The following is a 12645-nucleotide window of genomic DNA, read 5'->3' as shown; positions in this document are numbered from 1 at the left end:
TGTAATCCGACACTTCAAAAATACATCTGATACAGCGGCGATGTATTCCGATGTATTCAGTATGTATCCGAAAACGGCTTAACACCGTATATGAATACATCGAATACACCAAATACATCATTTTTCAAGTTCAGATGAAAAATACTTTCTCCCGAGGAGACTTTTTTTATAAAGCTGAGAGCATGTACCTTGTACCAGACGTACCAAATGTAACAACTCATAAATGTGGTACGTCGCTGTTATTCTTAAGAATTAAAAAAAATTGTAATGGATTTCAAAAACGGTGTGTATGCTGCACATGGCGTGTAAACGGCTATATATCGCGGAGCTTTTTACACAGTTGCTGTTCCATTGCTGTACATGAGGTGTGTAGTGCTGCACATCGGTGTGTAAAAGAATTTCCGTAAAATAGAGTCAAACGGACATTTTACACACCTACACGGCATTTTTTCAATTTCATCTGAGATTTTTTCTGTATAGCATATCAATAGAAATCATTTTTCTCAGTGCCGCTCCTAAAATAAAAATGAGCATTTCCTTCTTCATAAACTCTGCGCATTTTTAAGATTCCTCGTAGCAATAGTCACTGCAAATTCTTCTTTTCCTGATCCAAGGGCGCACTTATATACCACTTACATGGTATGTGCGCTCTGCGAGGCAATAAAAACATAAATATACGCTGTACAAATCCTTTTCAGTAAGCGTAATATATCTATATTGCTTGTTAAGAAATCTTTGGCAGAGAATATGAGAGCAAACTATAACGAGAAAGCCAGTGCAGCGAATACTGCACTGGCTCTATTTTCTCAATAGGGTGTCATTTAAATTTGCAATGTTTCAAAAATTAAAATACAATGTATTTGAAACGCTTTTTGAAAGTGTCATAAGACTGTAGTCTATTGAAACGGCTATAACCGTTTCTTCTAATTTTTTTCAGAATATCATCAACTTTTACTACACCGAAATCAGAGTCAGAAATTTATTTCATCAGGATCAAGTCCCGAACCACCGCAGTATTCCATAGCATTGATGACCGCCATATCCTCTGAGGTGATCTCAAAGCCGAACACATCTATGTTCTGCTGAATACGGTTCGGTGTTACCGACTTCGGCAGCGGTATCACATCATTCTGCAGGCACCAGCGGATACAGAGCTGTGCTACGGATACGCCGTACTTGTCGGCAATAGCTTTCAGCGTTTCATTCTGGAGCATTTTGCCTGTTCCGAGAGGACTCCACGCTTCGACTGATATACCGTTCTCACGACAGAATGATACAGTCTCCTCCTGCATAAAGCCAGGATGGAATTCGATCTGGTTCACCATAGGCTTTATCTCGCAGTCAGCGATCAGTGCTTCAAGGTGATGCTTCTTGAAATTGCTCACGCCGATTGCTTTGATCCTGCCCTGCTTATAGAGATGCTCAAAGGCTCTCCATGTATCTGCATTGATCTCAAGCCAGTTCGGATACTGCTTTGCATTCGCCGTCCAGTGGATAAGATACAGATCAAGATAGTCAAGCTGTAAATCGGAGAGCGTCTGCTCAAAGGCGGCTATGGTCTTATCGTATCCTCGCTCAGTGTTCCACAGCTTGCTTGTGATGAACAGCTTGCTCCTGTCTGCGCACGATTCGGTCAAAGCTTTGCCGATGCTCTTTTCGTTGCCGTAAACGGCAGCGCAGTCAATATGCGTATAGCCGTCACTCAGAGCTTCTTTCACGGCTGCGACTGCTGTTACACCGTCGGGTGTCTGCCATGTACCGAAGCCTATTGACGGTATCTCGTATCCGTTTACAAGTTTCACTGTTTTGTTCAGCATGAATATCCCTCCGTATCGTTTTCAATATCTTTTATCTTCCGTGCAGGCACACCGCCCACAACGCAGTTGTCGGGAACGTCCTTTGTGACAACCGCGCCTGCCGCCACAACAACATTATTGCCGATGGTCACGCCCGGAAGTATCGTCACATTACCGCCAATCCACACATCATTACCGATATGCACAGGCTTTGCAATGCCAAGATGCTTACGCCTGCCTATAGGAGAAAGAGGATGTCCGACCGTTGTAATCAGTGTTCCCGGACCGATCATTACATTATCCCCGATATACATCTCACGAATGTCAAGTATCGTCAGATTATAGTTGCCCGTGAAGTTATTGCCGATAAAGATCTTCTTTCCGTTGTCGCAGTTGAAGGTCTTTGCGATCCATACCTTTTCGCCTACGCTGCCGAGCATGGCTTTGAGCTGGGCATACTGTGCTTCATAGTTGGTATCGTCGATAGAATTGTATTTTCTGCACTCGATGATAGCCTTTTCTTTTCGTGCGGACACTTCTTCATCGTCATAGCAGTATTCAAGCCCTGCTTCGAGCTTTTCAAGTTCGGTCATAGTATTTCCCTCCGTATCCTTATCATACCACAACAGGCTTTTTGCTGTCAAGCCTGCAAACATTGGTTTTACGCATAAATACGCTATAATCGGCAAGCACTATTCCCGCACAGGCTGCCCATATCATCGGTTCACAGATGCAGATACCCAGATAGCCGAGCTTCGGTGCGAGAACGGAAACAGCAACTATTTTCAGCAGGAACTCCACGATGCTTCCCGATACGGGAACGAGCTTTCTGCCGACACCCTGCAAGCTGCTTCTGAGAACGAGCAGAACGCCAAGCACAAAGAAGAAGCTGATGTTGATGACAATATACTTTGAAGCGGTTGCGATGACTGCTTCATCGGTCGTTCCCGTGAGAGCCTGCACAAGAGGTCTGCGGAAGATCACCGCCACAGCAACAGAGAACGCACTCCATATTTCAGCGATTATGATACTGCATTTGATGCCCTGCTTTACTCGGTCAGTCTTGCCTGCGCCGTAATTCTGGCTTGCGAATGTGGACGAGGCAAGAGCGATAGTGCCGAGAGGAAGCATAAATATATCGTCGATCTTCCTTGCGGCGGTGTGGGCTGTAATAGTAGAAGTACCGAAGCCGTTGACTGCACCCTGCAATATAACAGAGCCTACCGATACGATAGCGTACATCAGTCCCATTGAAAGTCCCGTGCTTGTGAGATCACCAAGCAGAGCCTTATCGAATACAAGCTCCGATTTGCGGAAGATAAGGAAGTCACATTTCTTCGCAGCATAGATAAAGCACAGCACCACAGACACGCCCTGAGAGATAACGGTCGCATAAGCCGCACCTGCAACGCCCATATCAAATCCCTTTACAAACAGGAAGTCAAGTCCGATATTCACAAATGTGCTGACGATCAGAAAATACAGCGGAGCTTTGCTGTTGCCGATAGCCCTCATCATTCCTGCGAGCATATTGTAAGCGATGGTCAGAGCCGAGAACAGAATGATGACACGCATATAGCTTTCGGTATCTGCTATGATCTCATCGGGCGTTTTAAGAGCCTTCATCAGCGGGTGCAGAGCGATCACACTTGAAACGGTCAGCACAAGTGCGATAACTGCGGAGAGGATATATGTCAGAGCAACGGATTTCTTCATCTCACGCTCGTTTCCTGCACCGAAGTATCTTGCGATGATGACAGCAAACCCGTTTGTCAGACCGCCTGCGAAGCCGATCAGCAAACCGTACACGGGAGCGGAAGCACCCGCCGCCGCAAGTGCGTTATCACCGAGGATATTGCCGATGATCGCAGTATCAGCGACATTGTAGAGCTGCTGAAAGATGTTGCCGATCAGGACGGGAATTGCAAAATATATGAGGTTTCTGAGGATACTGCCCTCAGTCATGTTCGTTGTATTTTTCATGGTATCGCCCTCTTTCTGTCATTCATTATATCAGAACGAGACAAGAAAGTACAGCACATATATTATATTTTCGTCATTCATCTTGACTTGATTCAAGAAATGTGCTATGATACAGAGGGTGATACTTATGAGAGAAACTATGGATAAACAGGTTGCCTACCTTGAATATGTCAACCGAGATAACAGCTTTCATCATCACAGATACGATAATGAAATGCTCCAGTACGAATATCTGGCTAAGGGAGACAGCCGTGCGATAGAAGAATCGGAGCGCATGATACGCTCCGCCGAAACAGGACATCTTTCAGATGATCCTCTGAAAAATCTGCTGTACCTCTGCATCTGCAATATCACGCTCGTCACTCGCTTTGCGATAGAGGGCGGTATGGATGCAGAGAAAGCCTATAACGCAAGCGATCTGTATATTCAGAAGTATGACAAGGCAAGAAGCACCGATGAGCTTTACGCCCTGCACCGTGAGATGATAGAATACTATGTCAGAGCCGTAGCCGCAGCAAAGAAAGAAAATGTCTATTCCAAGCCCGTGATTCAGTGTATGGACTATATTCAGCTTCATCTGCATGAAGCAATCGTTGTGGGAGAGCTTGCAGATATGTGCGGACTGAATGAATCCTATCTTTCCGTGCTGTTCAAGCGGGAGACAGGCGTGAACATCACCGAATATGTGGTCATAAAACGGATGGAAACAGCTGAGAATATGCTTAAATATTCCGATTTCACGCTGTCGGAAATATCCGATATACTGCATTTCTCCTCATACAGCCATTTTGCTAGGACATTTCGCAAATACTACGATACCAGCCCGAAGAAGTATCGGGATACGCATTACCGCAGGACGGTGATGACAGAATAAAGAAAACCAGCTCCTTAATGGAGCTGGCTTTTTTGTATCGTTATACTGCCTTTCGTCGTGTGCATTTCATGTGCATTCCGTGTGCATAACGCCTGTTTTTGCTGCACACAAATCTGCAAAAATGCATTTAAAACTGTTTTCTACAGGCTTCTTTAAAAGAGCGGACAGAGAGGGATTCGAATATTTATAAAGCCTCGTTTTCGCCTATATTTAGCCTTTAATTTTTTCCGTATGGAATACTTGTATGGAATGCGTTTATCACTAATGAAATAGTATTCTTCTAATTGAATTAAATTTCAACATCGTTCTCGCTTCATTACTTTCTTATGAATTTCTCGTCCTTGTCAGGTACACCGTCCTCGTCGCTTACATACCGCTCCACTGTCATGTGAAGATCATATTTATCTCGGAGCTCAGCGATCTTCTGCATCATGGGCGATGCGTGGTGACGGTCTATCGCCGCCTGATCTGTCCATTCGTCTATCAGCAAAACAGTTTCGGGAGCGTCAAAAGAAAGATAATACTCATATCGCAGATTACCGTCCTCTTTGCGTATTGCATCAACTGTTCCGCTTGAAGTCATTTCGTCTGCAAAAGCTCTGGCAGAGCCGTTTTTGCCAGTGTATCGGAGATTTACGATAATACTCATTGTATGCTCCTTTTATCAGATACCAAACGAATTGACCCATTCTTTCAGTTCGCTTACAGAAGCATTTGCGCTGAAACGCTTGCCGTCATTGATGACTGCACTGTCGGACACGCTGGGGCGAAGCTCCTTTGCAGAGTTACCCATTCCGCTTCCGCCGGATGTTGCAAATAAAATGATCGTCTTGCCAGAAAAATCATAGGCTTCAAGGAATGTATTGATAATAGTAGGTGCGACATACCACCATATCGGGAAACCAACAAATATCGTATCATAATCAGCGATATTTGCATTTGTATCCGCGATAGAAGGACGGAAAGACTTATCGTTCATCTCGACAGAACTTCTGCTATTCTTGTTCTGCCAGTTGAGGTCTGCGTTTGTGTAAGGTGTTTCAGGACGTATCTCGTAAAGGTCTGCCCCTGCTGCTTCTGCGAGATTTTTTGCCAGTTTAGCGGTCACGCCGCTTGCTGAAAAATATGCTACTAATTTTTTACTCATGATGATTACCTCCGTTTTATAGAATTATCGTTTATTAGCCCATACTTGTTTTCAATACCTGAACCACCTCATCATGTTCAAGCACCTTGTAGCCGCCGTTGAGAATGAATGTTGCATCTGCGATGCCCTCGATCATATTCTCGGTTGCACCGAGGTCTTTCAAGTTCATCACTAGCCCTATCTCCTTCATCCAATTTTCCATTGCATAAAGGCCCTCATTTGCAAGTTGTTCATCTGTCTTGCCTTCTCGGATTATGCCCCATACTTCTGTTGCAAAACGTGCGAATTTCTTCATACCGTAAGGCATGATATATCTGTAATACGGCAAAGATACCGCAGCCAAAGTCATACCGTGCGTAGCGTCTGTATAAGCACCAACTGCCTGACCGAGCATATGTACCATCCAGTCCTCGGACTTGCCTTTGCCGACAAGCGTATTCAGCGCCCATGTAGCCGTCCACATGATATTGGAACGTGCTTCATAATTCTGCGGATTCTCCACAGCGATACGGCTTGCATGGATAAGACCTCTCATCAGTCCCTCGCTGATATAGTCGGAGGTGTTGTCGTCCTCTCCTGAGAAATACTGCTCGCAGATATGGTTGAATATATCATAAATACCTGCGACCATCTGATATTTCGGCAGTGTCATGGTGTACTTAGGATTGAGAATAGAGAACTTCGGCATTACATCGTCGCCGAACACATGACCTATCTTCTGCTTGGTGTGGTGGTTTGTGATTACTGAGCCGCCGTTCATCTCCGAGCCAGTTCCTGTCATTGTCAGCACACAGCCCACGGGAATAATGTCACAGTTGGGTTCTTCAAAGCGGATAAAATACTTTTCCCACGGATCGTCATTGCAGTTGACAGAAACGGAAACTGCCTTTGAATAGTCGCATACAGAACCACCACCGACAGCAAGGATAAAGTCTGTCTTGTTCTCACGGGCAATAGCTACGCCCTCGTTCAGCTTGTCGGAAGTCGGGTTCGGCATAACGCCCGATACCTCTGCAACATTCTTGCCGCACTCCTTGAGGATAGCGATTATCTCGTCATACAGACCGTTCTTTTTGATAGAACCGCCGCCGTAAACGAACAGGACATTCTGTCCGTAGTTTTTCATCTCATCTTTGAGATAATTGAGAGATTCTTCTCCGAAATAGAGCTTTGTGGGATTGTGATAACTGAAATTTCCTAACATGATGATTACCTCCGTTTTTTGATTTATTAATTCAAGTTGAGTGTGTCGTACCACTCTTTTACTTCGTCTTTTGAAGCTCCGGCAGCGAAACGCTTACCTTCAAGCTGAGTTCCGATAGTTACAAGTTCCGAGATGTTCTTTTCACTTGTACTGATACCGCTGCTGCCAGACGTGCAGAACGGGATAACTGTTTTCTCTGAGAAATCATAGCTTTCAAGGAAGGTGTCTATAATGCGTGGTTCCTGTCCCCACCATATTGGGAAGCCGAGGAATATCGTATCATAGCTGTCGATAGAAGAAATAGGATCAACTATCTCAGGACGTACTGATTTATCATTCTGCTCCTGATTAGCTCGGCAGGAGGCATTATTGTATTCAATGTCCTCGTCCGTGTAAGGTACAGCCGCTTCGATAACATAGCTGTCAGCATTTGTAATGTTTATCAGATACTCTGCTATCTTTTCAGTGTTTCCTGTGCGTGAGAAGTAAACTACAAGAGTATTGCTCTCTGTGCTATCGGTTGCTTCTGCTGTTGCGTTGTTTTCCACTGTAACTTCGGGAATAGTTTTATCTTCTTTCGTCGTAGCTGTTGTAGTTGTATCCGTTGTCTGTTCCTGCTGTGTGGTTGTTACCTGCTGTGATGATTGGTTGTTGCTATCTGAACTTCCACAAGCTGTAAACGATACTAAGCAAGTACCTATAATAATAGAAAGCAGAATTTTACTTGTGATATTCATTAATGAGTTCTCCTTTTATGATATTGAAAGTGAAACCGTGACATCTCCGTCACCGAGCAAGGTTTTCAGTTCTTCCTGTGTGATATTATTGATATGACCGAGCTTTGTAAAATCCCATGTATTCTCGGCGTAATATATTGTGATCTTGTTGCCCTGATACAGAATAATGTCACCCGGTACTGTTGTGATCTTTTCATCATTTTTCGGTAAACTTTGAGGAAGATTGCCGACCTTTTCAAAATTACCGTAATCGCTCATATCTACGGTAATATTGCCTTGCTTCAAAAGCGCTGCCAAGGCCTGAGCCGAGCTGTTATCTTCAAGAGTTGCTGTAAGCTCCGTACCATTTACTGATATTTTCAGCTTATTGTCAGAATTTTCTTCGTTCAGAGGAAGTGTGTCATACCACGCTTTTACATCTTCTTTTGTAGCACCCGAAGAGAAACGCCTGCCTTCAAGCTGATTGCCTATTGGCACAAGTGCCTTGATATTTTTCTCACTTGTGGCAATTCCACTGCTTGCAGATGTACAGAACGGAATAACGGTCTTATCCGAGAAATCATAGCTTTCAAGGAATGTATCTATAATGCGAGGCTCCTGTCCCCACCAAATTGGATAACCGAGGAAGATAGTATCATAGCTGTCGATAGAAGCTATCGGGTTTGCTATCTCAGGACGAACCGACTTGTCGTTCTGCTCTTTGTTGGCACGGCAGTTATCGTCCTGATATTTTATATCCGCATCGCTGTAAGGCACAGCTGCTTCGATAACATAGCTGTCTGCATTTGTAATGTCTATCAGGTATTCAGCGATTTTCTCAGTGTTTCCGGTACGCGAGAAGTAGATAACAAGTGTATCATTGTCAGAAGCGGTATTCGTATTATTCAGAACTTCACGCCTCATCAAGCAGAGGTCAAATACGTCCCAACGGTCATCATTGTTCAAATCATAGGGCTTTCCTGTCAGATCTTCTTCCACAGGCTTAGCAAGAATGAAGTCCTGCAAATTGCGTACATCCTGTATAGTATATTTTGTCTTTTCTGTCGCAGCTGAAACAGCGTCGGCATCTGCTGATGTTTTTATCGTACCGCTTGTTGTCATCATAGCTGATACAGCGATAACTGTTGATGCAAGTAAAGAAATCAGCTTATTCATAAAGCACCTCCGTGTTCTATGTTCCATATCAAGTTATCGAGCTTATCAAGCATATTCTGTTCCTTGTGTATCGTATCGAGCAGAGCTTTTCTCGTTTTTCGCAGGATACGAATCTTCTCGGCACAGCAGCAGTTGTTCTCACAGCGTTTGAGGAATGACTCAACCTCTTCATCTGTCATACCTGAGCTTTTCAGTAAGTCGGCAAGCTCCTTATTGGTTATTTCGGGTATTGTCACCTTCATTCGATCACCTCCGCAAAAAAAAGAGTACAGGTTTATGTCCTGTACTCAGTATAACATATATTTCTCAATATGTAAAATGCTTATATTTCATACTTTGGTATGCTTAGAATGTATACTTTTGGCATGCTTAAGCATATACGGTTACTGAGCTGAATCAAAATTCATATTTCAAATCTATATACATAAGAATTTTTACTTTAAACTTTGTTCGAAAAATTCCTGTATTTTATCGAAAGGTATTTTATCAGTTTGATCATACAAGTCAGTGTGGTTTGCACCTTCGACAATATAAAGTTCTTTATTATTCGCATAATTTCCGGATGTCAACTTTTCATAAACTGTTTCACTGAAATAACGTGAATGTGCTTCGCTTCCGTGAACAAGGAGAACGGGGGTACGAATCTCATTTGCAAATTCCATCAAATGAGTATTCATAAGTGCACCTATAGTAGATGCGGCAAATCCATTGTTAGACCCAAGCGAACGAGTATGATAACCTCTATCTCTTTTATAGAATTCTATATAATCCTTTTGGAATTGAGGCATATCATCAGTGATTTCTTCGGGGTGTCCTCCTCCAAGTGCATATTCACCATTTTTATAATCCTCGGTACGTTGATTGCTTACGGTTTCACGCATTGCATATCTGGCATCTTCATCGTTTGAATCGTTATAACCGTATGCCATTACACGGCTCATATCATACATTGTTATTGCTGCGGTTGCCTTGATTCGAGTGTCAATAGCTGCTGTATTTACAGCATATCCACCCCATCCGCATATACCGATTATTCCTATTCTTTCGGAATCAACATTATCTTGTACCGAAAGGAAATCAACTGCGGCCTGAAAATCTTCTGTATTAATTTCCGGTGAATTCATATAACGTGGATAACCCCCGCTTTCGCCATAGAATGAGGGATCAAAGGCTATAGTCAAAAATCCTCTTTCTGCCATTTCCTGTGCATAGCGTCCGGAGACCTGTTCTTTAACGGCACTATATGGTCCTGCAAGTGCAATTGCCGGAAGTTTACCTTCATATTCCTTTGGTTCATACATATCTGCAGCCAATGTAATTCCAAAGTGATTTACAAAAGTAACCTTTTTGTGATTCACCTTATCACTCTTCGGGAAAACCTTATCCCATTCTTCTGTTAAAGCAATATTTTCTGCTTTTATTTGTGTATTTGTCATAATACTGTAATTTGTATTCTCAGATTCCGTCAGCCTTTGCTCTTCAGTTGTATTTATAGAATTCTCTTGTGTATTGCTTACTTGTACATTGCTGTTATCAGCACTTTTTGAACTTGCTGAATTTTCGCAGGCCACAAGAGATGCTGATAATATAACTGCCAATATACCTTCTAAAAGTCTCTTTTGTATTTTCATTACGTTTCCTCCTAAATTTGTTTTGTATAACGTGTAACATATAAAAGCACAAAGCTTTTCATAAATTTTTTAGTGCATAATCAGCACAACTTCATTTTTTATTACAAATGGCGTATAGCAGCATTTGTTCTTATAGTGTTAAAGGATTGGCTTCGTCTCATCGTTTGTCATTCAGGTTTTTTAGCAAACCGGCAAGCTCCTTGTAGGTTATTACAGCATCGTCTCTTTCATAATGTCACCTCCGTAAAAAAAAGAGTACAGGTTTATGTCCTGTACTCAGTATAGCATATATTTCTCAATATGTAAAATGCTTATATTTCATACTTTGGTATGCTCAAAATGTATACTTTTGATATTTAAGAATTTTTACCTACCGCTTTCTGTAGTAATAATACCACCGAAATAATCGGGATTGCCGTCTTTATCACTAAGGACAAAACCTCTTGTTGAGCAAACTACATATGTGCCGTCTGCCTTCCGTGCGCGGTAGTGTATTGCACGCACCTCTGCATTTCCGCACAAAACGGCATCCACAGCTTCACGGTATACTTTTATATCTTCCGGATGGATATGTTCCTGCCAGAGACGGTCAGCGTGATACATATACTCTGATTTCATTCCGAAGTCATCTACCAACGGCAATGACCAGCGTGACAGATCATACCGCATATCATTCAGAAAAACATAACCGCCGCCTGCTGTCGTATATAAAGCACCGAACATTCCGTCCAACAGACGTTTACGTTCAGCGGTTATAGGTGTATCTATTTTCTCCATATCCATGAAGCAATCTTTTACAAAAACGGATTTCAGATCTTTTTTATTGACATACATTTCCTGATCAGCTCTGTGAAGAACTGTATCGAATGTATCACCGTTTTCAAAGATTGCCATTCCGCAGGCAACCTCAGGACCGGAACGTGAACGCTTATTGGCTAATGATTCCTCCCTTAACTTTCCAAGCAGAGAGTCACGATCATCATAATCACGTCCATCAAGTATTACTACAAATTCATCTCCGCCGATGCGGAAAACAGGACTATGGTCATATATCTCACAGATCATTCGGCTTGCTCTCATCAATGCCTCATCACCAAAGCTATGACCTCTTGTATCATTTATCAGCTTTAGATCATTCATATCACACATGACGATACCAAAATGGAGATGTTCAGGAACTGAAAGTATCTTCTTTTTAATTTCCTCGGTATATTCGGCGAATGCATTTTTGTTTCGTATTCCTGTCAGAACATCAAGCCGTGCCATTCTCTGTGCAGATTGAAGATTTCTTTCACGTTCCTCACGCTCTTTCATCTCAGCTTCAATATTCTCAAGACAGCACAAGATATGAGCATTATCCTCGCACATGATCTCAAAGTGACGTACACGAATGATCTTACCATTGATTATCAGCCTATAGGCAACCGAATAAAAGCGATTATAGCTCAAACGCTCAAGAATTGCTGCCTTGCTATGAAGACTTATCACCAGATCCAGGTCATCTGGATGAACGCATTTTGAAGCGTTTTTCTGGGAGTCGGTGAAAAAGTCAGTACCATTTTGCGGAATTCCTGCCGAGCGAAGCATCTGTCCGGAAGTATATTCTGTATAATTACCTGTTTCAATGTCTACGTAATACAAGCTGTCAAAGTGCTTTGTCAATGTACGCGCGATCTGATTGAGCGCCTCCTGATTCATATCCATATGCCCCTCCTTGTCCGCAGAAAACTGCTGTTATTATTCTCTGCCTTTCCTTTATTATATCAAATCATATTGAAAAAGCCAAATGCCTGTATTTCATACTTTGGTATGCTCAGAATGTATACTTTTGATATATTCAAGGAATTTGCCTGCCGCTCCTGCATACGGGCTTAGCTTCTTCCACGCAAGCACCGAGGTCATGGAAAGCTCTGGTTTCAGCGGACGGAATGCAAAACGTGCAGGATCAAACATATCCACTGCTCCCTCAACTGCCAGAACACAGGCAATGCCACGTTCCGCAAGCGGTGCTACATTGTCGATCAGATTAAATGTCGCTGCTATATCAAGTTCCGAAACCGGATATTTAAGCCATTCTTCTATCTCTCCGCGCAGAGCATTACGGCTCGTCACCACAAG

Annotated in this window: 12 protein-coding genes and 1 pseudogene; 1 reads left to right on the top strand and 12 read right to left on the bottom strand. The window is 42.9% G+C overall.

The genetic code is table 11. The annotated features are described in order from the left end of the window. Window positions 1-971: 971 nt before the first annotated feature. From IKW96_RS04790 to IKW96_RS04780, 3 genes are read right to left on the bottom strand one after another with little or no spacing between them, the layout of a single operon-like run. Window positions 972-1817 (bottom strand): aldo/keto reductase, encoded by an 846-nt coding sequence (locus IKW96_RS04790; protein ID WP_296570959.1) that lies wholly within the window; start codon window positions 1815-1817, stop codon window positions 972-974. Continuing rightward, on the bottom strand, window positions 1811-2389 hold the full coding sequence (locus tag IKW96_RS04785; protein WP_296570956.1) for a sugar O-acetyltransferase: 579 nt from the start codon (window positions 2387-2389) through the stop codon (window positions 1811-1813). Before IKW96_RS04785 ends, IKW96_RS04790 begins: the two co-directional genes overlap by 7 nt. A gap of 22 nt (window positions 2390-2411) precedes the next feature. Continuing rightward, entirely contained in the window at window positions 2412-3779 is a 1368-nt protein-coding gene (locus IKW96_RS04780) for an MATE family efflux transporter (RefSeq protein WP_296570953.1), read from the bottom strand. Between the two features lie 139 nt (window positions 3780-3918). On the opposite strand from IKW96_RS04780, the gene IKW96_RS04775 reads away from it, so the two are divergent. Continuing rightward, the gene (locus tag IKW96_RS04775; RefSeq protein ID WP_296570950.1) at window positions 3919-4653 is read left to right on the top strand and encodes a helix-turn-helix domain-containing protein; all 735 of its coding nucleotides are present in this window, start codon (window positions 3919-3921) and stop codon (window positions 4651-4653) included. Window positions 4654-4969: 316 nt separating this feature from the next. On the opposite strand, the gene IKW96_RS04770 is transcribed toward IKW96_RS04775, so the two are convergent. From IKW96_RS04770 to IKW96_RS04730, 9 genes and pseudogenes are all read right to left on the bottom strand, one after another. Beyond that, window positions 4970-5302: a putative quinol monooxygenase gene (locus IKW96_RS04770; RefSeq protein ID WP_296570947.1), complete on the bottom strand. Its 333-nt coding sequence runs from the start codon at window positions 5300-5302 to the stop codon at window positions 4970-4972. A gap of 15 nt (window positions 5303-5317) precedes the next feature. Further along, window positions 5318-5800 (bottom strand): flavodoxin, encoded by a 483-nt coding sequence (locus tag IKW96_RS04765; protein WP_296570945.1) that lies wholly within the window; start codon window positions 5798-5800, stop codon window positions 5318-5320. A gap of 34 nt (window positions 5801-5834) precedes the next feature. Next, window positions 5835-7004, bottom strand: coding sequence for an iron-containing alcohol dehydrogenase (locus tag IKW96_RS04760; RefSeq protein WP_296570943.1), 1170 nt, complete (start codon window positions 7002-7004; stop codon window positions 5835-5837). A gap of 26 nt (window positions 7005-7030) precedes the next feature. Next, window positions 7031-7741 (bottom strand): flavodoxin, encoded by a 711-nt coding sequence (locus tag IKW96_RS04755; protein ID WP_296570942.1) that lies wholly within the window; start codon window positions 7739-7741, stop codon window positions 7031-7033. Window positions 7742-7756: 15 nt separating this feature from the next. Then, window positions 7757-8896 carry a flavodoxin gene (locus IKW96_RS04750; protein ID WP_296570941.1) on the bottom strand — a complete coding sequence of 380 codons (1140 nt, stop codon included), beginning with the start codon at window positions 8894-8896 and terminating at the stop codon, window positions 7757-7759. After that, a complete protein-coding gene (locus IKW96_RS04745; RefSeq protein WP_296570940.1) occupies window positions 8893-9138 on the bottom strand; it encodes a hypothetical protein in 246 nt (81 codons plus the stop codon). The genes IKW96_RS04750 and IKW96_RS04745 overlap by 4 nt, the downstream gene beginning before the upstream one ends. Before the next feature lie 192 nt (window positions 9139-9330). Next, window positions 9331-10317: an alpha/beta hydrolase gene (locus IKW96_RS04740; protein ID WP_367112942.1), complete on the bottom strand. Its 987-nt coding sequence runs from the start codon at window positions 10315-10317 to the stop codon at window positions 9331-9333. 576 nt (window positions 10318-10893) lie between these two features. Next, entirely contained in the window at window positions 10894-12231 is a 1338-nt protein-coding gene (locus tag IKW96_RS04735; protein WP_296570938.1) for a diguanylate cyclase, read from the bottom strand. Window positions 12232-12324: 93 nt separating this feature from the next. After that, window positions 12325-12645, bottom strand: a pseudogene (locus IKW96_RS04730) (hypothetical protein); the annotation flags it as partial.

Source organism: Ruminococcus sp., assembly GCF_017549005.1.
Classification (GTDB): Bacteria; Bacillota; Clostridia; order Oscillospirales; family Ruminococcaceae; genus Ruminococcus.
The sequence above is the reverse complement of the archived record's forward strand: the minus strand, read 5'-3'. Positions and strand labels throughout refer to the sequence as shown.

Excerpts from the sequence above, each read along its gene's own strand:
- IKW96_RS04780 (WP_296570953.1), bottom strand. The coding sequence starts at position 3,779 with ATGAAAAATACAACGAACATGACTGAGGGCAGTATCCTCAGAAACCTC.
- IKW96_RS04750 (WP_296570941.1), bottom strand. The coding sequence starts at position 8,896 with ATGAATAAGCTGATTTCTTTACTTGCATCAACAGTTATCGCTGTATCA.
- IKW96_RS04785 (WP_296570956.1), bottom strand. The coding sequence starts at position 2,389 with ATGACCGAACTTGAAAAGCTCGAAGCAGGGCTTGAATACTGCTATGAC.
- IKW96_RS04735 (WP_296570938.1), bottom strand. The coding sequence starts at position 12,231 with ATGGATATGAATCAGGAGGCGCTCAATCAGATCGCGCGTACATTGACA.
- IKW96_RS04790 (WP_296570959.1), bottom strand. The coding sequence starts at position 1,817 with ATGCTGAACAAAACAGTGAAACTTGTAAACGGATACGAGATACCGTCA.
- IKW96_RS04760 (WP_296570943.1), bottom strand. The coding sequence starts at position 7,004 with ATGTTAGGAAATTTCAGTTATCACAATCCCACAAAGCTCTATTTCGGA.
- IKW96_RS04755 (WP_296570942.1), bottom strand. The coding sequence starts at position 7,741 with ATGAATATCACAAGTAAAATTCTGCTTTCTATTATTATAGGTACTTGC.
- IKW96_RS04775 (WP_296570950.1), top strand. The coding sequence starts at position 3,919 with ATGGATAAACAGGTTGCCTACCTTGAATATGTCAACCGAGATAACAGC.
- IKW96_RS04745 (WP_296570940.1), bottom strand. The coding sequence starts at position 9,138 with ATGAAGGTGACAATACCCGAAATAACCAATAAGGAGCTTGCCGACTTA.
- IKW96_RS04765 (WP_296570945.1), bottom strand. The coding sequence starts at position 5,800 with ATGAGTAAAAAATTAGTAGCATATTTTTCAGCAAGCGGCGTGACCGCT.
- IKW96_RS04770 (WP_296570947.1), bottom strand. The coding sequence starts at position 5,302 with ATGAGTATTATCGTAAATCTCCGATACACTGGCAAAAACGGCTCTGCC.